Here is a 4,766-nt window from a genome sequence, read left to right as displayed (position 1 = left end):
GGATGACCGCAAAGAGCGTCCGGGTGTGATGTTTGCAGATATGGAACTGATGGGTGTTCCACATATGGTTGTGATTGGTGATCGCAACCTTGATGCCGGTGAGATTGAGTACAAACACCGTCGTGGCGGTGAAAAGCAGCTGATTAAAATTGACGGCATCCTCAGCTATTTGCTGGAAAGCGTAAAGCGTTAATCGCGAAACGTTAGTAGCATTCGACTGTTTTTAACGACTGGATTTCATCCTGATTAAACCCGCTTTTTTAGCGGGTTTTTTTCGTTTTTTGCAATGTGTTATGGTTATTTTCCGCACTCGATACGTTAAATGAAACGTTCAGCCAAAGACAAAAAAGCCCTGTATATACCAGGGCTTTCAAAAATAAAACGCGCTAACGAAATATCAGCGCGTTTTGCTTATTCAGCACATTGACACTAAGTGGTTATTCCCACTCAATGGTTGCTGGCGGCTTTCCTGACACATCGTAGACTACGCGGGAAATACCGCTGATTTCATTGATGATGCGGTTAGACACTTTACCCAGCAACTCATAAGGCAGATGTGCCCAGTGTGCGGTCATAAAATCAATCGTCTCTACTGCACGCAGTGAAACAACCCAGTCATATTTACGGCCATCACCCATAACACCCACTGAACGTACCGGCAAGAAGACCACAAAAGCCTGACTCACTTTATTGTACCAGTCCGCCTTATGCAGCTCTTCAATGAAAATCGCATCAGCACGGCGCAGAATATCGCAATACTCTTTTTTCACTTCACCAAGAACGCGAACGCCCAAACCTGGCCCTGGGAACGGGTGGCGATACAGCATGTTATACGGCAAACCCAGCTCTAATCCGATACGGCGTACTTCATCTTTAAACAGCTCTTTAAGCGGTTCAACCAGACCCAGTTCCATATCATCCGGCAGGCCACCCACATTGTGGTGCGATTTAATCACATGCGCCTTGCCGGTTTTTGAGGCTGCAGACTCAATCACATCCGGATAGATAGTTCCTTGTGCCAGCCATTTCACATTTTTAAGCTTGCCCGACTCTTCATCGAACACCTTGATAAACTCATGGCCAATCGCTTTACGTTTCAGTTCCGGATCAGCAATACCGCTTAGAGCATCAAGAAAACGCTGTTCAGCATCAACGCGAATAATGTTCAGACCAAACTGATCACCGAACATCTCCATCACCTGATCGGCTTCATTCAAACGCAGCAAGCCGTTATCAACAAACACACATGTCAGGCGCTCACCGATAGCACGGTGCAACAGCAGTGCCGTTACCGAAGAGTCAACACCACCAGACAGGCCTAAGATCACATGATCATTGCCAATCTGCTCGCGCATACGAACCACAGCATCTTCAATGATGGTTGCCGGAGTCCACAGTGCATCACAACCGCAAATATCACGAACAAAATTTTCCAGCATACGCTGGCCTTGGCGGGTGTGCGTCACCTCTGGGTGGAACTGCACGCCGTAAAAGCGTTTCTCTTCTTGTGCCATTGCCGCAAACGGACAGGTTTCTGTCATCGCAACAGTGGTAAAGTCAGCCGGAATAGCCGTAACTTTATCGCCGTGGCTCATCCATACATCCAGCTGTGGCTGACCATTGGCAGAGAGTGTATCTTGAATTCCCGCAAATAAACGGCTGTCGGTTAGTACATCAACGCTGGCATACCCAAACTCACGCTCGGTAGATGACTGCACCATACCACCAAGCTGCATCGCCATGGTTTGCATGCCATAGCACACACCCAATACCGGAACACCGGCGGTAAATACATACTCAGGCGCACGTGGGCTGCCTTGCTCGGTGGTGCTTTCTGGGCCACCAGACAGAATAATACCCTGTGGGTTAAATTCACGAATCTGCTCTTCGGTCACATCCCATGCCCATAATTCGCAATACACACCAATCTCTCGGATACGGCGTGCAATCAGCTGTGTGTACTGGGAACCAAAATCAAGGATAAGAATACGGTGGTCGTGAATGTCTTTGCTCATCGGTTACTCTATCTACGTAGTTTAACAGGCAGTCAAAATAAAATCGGGGAAGCTGCATCGCGCCTAGCATTACTAGGCGCACAGAGAGCAAACGCTTTCTGGGGATGCAAAGCAGGGTAAAATATCAACCCATGCGCTATCAACCCATGCGATAGTTCGGTGACTCTTTGGTGATAGTCACATCATGCACGTGGCTCTCTTGGATCCCCGCACCGGTAATGCGAACAAACTCAGCTTTGGTGCGCAGCTCTTCAATCGTGCCGCAACCGGTTAGCCCCATACAAGAGCGCAACCCACCCATTTGCTGATGAACAATCTCTTTGAGCTTACCTTTATAGGCGATACGCCCTTCAATGCCTTCCGGTACCAGTTTATCGGCTGCATTATCACTTTGGAAATAGCGGTCTGATGAACCTTTAGACATTGCGCCCAGTGAGCCCATACCGCGGTAAGATTTAAAAGAGCGGCCTTGATACAGCTCTATTTCACCCGGCGACTCTTCTGTACCAGCCAACATTGAGCCCACCATCACGCACGATGCACCCGCCGCGATTGCCTTGGCAATATCACCTGAGAAACGGATACCACCGTCAGCAATAACGGGAATACCCAGTGGCATTAACGCTGTTGCGGCATCTGATACTGCAGTAATTTGTGGTACACCCACACCCGTTACAATTCGTGTAGTACAAATTGAACCTGGGCCAATACCCACTTTTACCGCGCTACAACCGGCTTCCGCCAGTGCTAATGCTCCGGCTGCTGTAGCAACGTTACCACCAATGATTTGCAGCTCAGGGTATTTTGCGCGCGTCTCACGAATACGCTGCAATACGCCTTCAGAGTGGCCGTGGGAGGAGTCAATCAGCAGCACATCTATACCCGCTTCAACCAGTGCATCAACGCGCTCTTCATTGCCCGCACCTGCACCGACTGCCGCGCCTACACGCAAGCTACCTAGCTCATCTTTACAGGCATTCGGTTTACGTTCTGCTTTTTGGAAGTCTTTCACGGTGATCATGCCTTTCAAGCGGAAACTGCGGTCAACTACCAGCACTTTCTCAACTCGGCGCTCATGCATCAGAGCCAGCACATCAGTACGCGGCGCACCTTCAAGAACTGTCACCATACGTGGTTTTGGTGTCATCACCTTAGTCACTGGCTGATCTAAGTCAGTCACAAAGCGGACATCACGACCGGTAATAATACCGACCAGCTCTTTTTCGTCAGTCACCACCGGATAACCAGCAAAACCGTTCTTTTCAGTCAGCGCAAGAACCTGACGAATAGTAGTGTCTGGGCGAACCGTAACCGGATCACTGACCACACCACTTTCGTATTTTTTAACTTTACGAACTTCGTCGGCCTGACGCTCGATAGACATGTTTTTGTGGATAAAACCGATTCCGCCCTCTTGCGCTAAAGCAATGGCCAGATCCGCTTCGGTGACGGTATCCATCGCCGCAGAGAGCATAGGAATATTCAGGTGGATGGTTTTCGTTAACCAGGTTCCAAGATTGGCAGTATTGGGTAAGACAGTAGAATGGGCAGGTACTAGCAGTACATCATCAAAAGTCAGAGCTTCTTTCGCTATTCTTAACATCGCAATATCTCACCAAGGCAAGGAGGTTTAAAATTAGATAAAATATTGCCGTGGCATTATACAGAACGAAAACGATTAGCCAAACGTTTTTTCAGTATTCTTGCTTGTAGTTTGAGCTGATTTACGTATTATTGCCTGATAACTACCGTGCCTTTATCAGGCCCTTCTTGCCAGACATAAGGGTGCTATTTTGCTGGAAAACCGCGCTATTTTTACGGTCACGCGTTTAAATCAAACCGTACGCCAACTGCTGGAAACCCAACTCGGTCAGGTCTGGATTAGCGGTGAAATCTCTAATTTATCGATCCCCGTCTCTGGCCACTGGTACTTTACACTCAAAGATACCCAGTCACAGGTGCGGTGCGCGATGTTTCGCAACAGCAACCGTAAAGTCACCTTCCGCCCGCAAAATGGCCAACAAATCTTAGTTCGCGCAAATATCACCCTGTATGAACCGCGTGGTGACTTCCAGATAGTCATTGAAGGGATGCAAGCTGCCGGTGATGGGTTACTGCAACAGCAATTTGAGCAACTTAAAATGCAGCTGGCTGCGGAAGGGTTGTTTTCCCAGCACAGCAAACAAGCTCTGCCTGCATACCCGAAACAAATCGGGATCATTACCTCATCGAGCGGTGCAGTTCTGCACGATATTTTGCAGATATTACGCCGCCGTGATCCGCTGCTCTCGGTGGTGATCTATCCGGTTGCCGTGCAAGGGCAAGATGCCGTAGTTCAAATCACACAGGCGATTGCGCGAGCCAACCAGCGAGCTGAGTGTGATCTGTTAATTCTTGCGCGCGGTGGCGGTTCGCTGGAAGATTTGCAAGCATTTAACACCGAAGCGGTAGCCCGTGCTATTTTTGACAGCGCTCTGCCGCTGGTCAGTGCGGTAGGTCATGAAACTGATGTCACCATTGCTGATTTTGTGGCCGATATTCGAGCCCCCACACCGTCGGCAGCCGCAGAGCTGATCAGTGTTGATCGACAAATACAATCCCGCCAACTAGATGATCAGCAGCAACGGCTGCAGCGAGCACTGATGCATCAGCACAGTCGGCAATTGCAGCGCTTAGAGCGCCTGCAACACCGCTTACAGCAGCAGCACCCGCAAATTCGTCTGCAACGCCAGCAAAATCGGCTAGATGATG

4 protein-coding genes are annotated in these 4,766 nt (G+C 49.3%); 2 read left to right on the top strand and 2 right to left on the bottom strand.

Features of this window, described 5'->3' with window-relative positions; translation table 11 throughout:
- A partial coding sequence (locus ACRC27_RS01610; RefSeq protein ID WP_438639012.1) for a His/Gly/Thr/Pro-type tRNA ligase C-terminal domain-containing protein occupies nt 1-193 on the top strand: 193 nt, incomplete at its 5' end.
- 244 nt (nt 194-437) lie between these two features.
- Here ACRC27_RS01610 and guaA read toward each other — a convergent pair.
- Both guaA and guaB read right to left on the bottom strand, forming a co-directional pair.
- Nucleotides 438-2,015, bottom strand: coding sequence for a glutamine-hydrolyzing GMP synthase (guaA, locus tag ACRC27_RS01605; protein WP_438623592.1), 1,578 nt, complete (start codon nt 2,013-2,015; stop codon nt 438-440).
- A gap of 139 nt (nt 2,016-2,154) precedes the next feature.
- Nucleotides 2,155-3,618, bottom strand: a complete 1,464-nt coding sequence (guaB, locus tag ACRC27_RS01600) for an IMP dehydrogenase (RefSeq protein ID WP_438623593.1) — start codon at nt 3,616-3,618, stop codon at nt 2,155-2,157.
- Between the two features lie 190 nt (nt 3,619-3,808).
- Between guaB and xseA the strand changes: the two genes are divergently transcribed.
- The coding region (gene xseA, locus ACRC27_RS01595; protein ID WP_438639010.1) for an exodeoxyribonuclease VII large subunit at nt 3,809-4,766 on the top strand (958 nt) is incomplete at its 3' end.

The organism is Plesiomonas sp., from assembly GCF_051650925.1.
In the GTDB taxonomy this organism is placed as follows: domain Bacteria; phylum Pseudomonadota; class Gammaproteobacteria; order Enterobacterales; family CAMTGL01; genus Plesiomonas.
This window is presented reverse-complemented; position numbering and strand designations above follow the sequence as displayed.

Excerpts from the sequence above, each read along its gene's own strand:
- guaB (WP_438623593.1), bottom strand. The coding sequence starts at position 3,618 with ATGTTAAGAATAGCGAAAGAAGCTCTGACTTTTGATGATGTACTGCTA.
- guaA (WP_438623592.1), bottom strand. The coding sequence starts at position 2,015 with ATGAGCAAAGACATTCACGACCACCGTATTCTTATCCTTGATTTTGGT.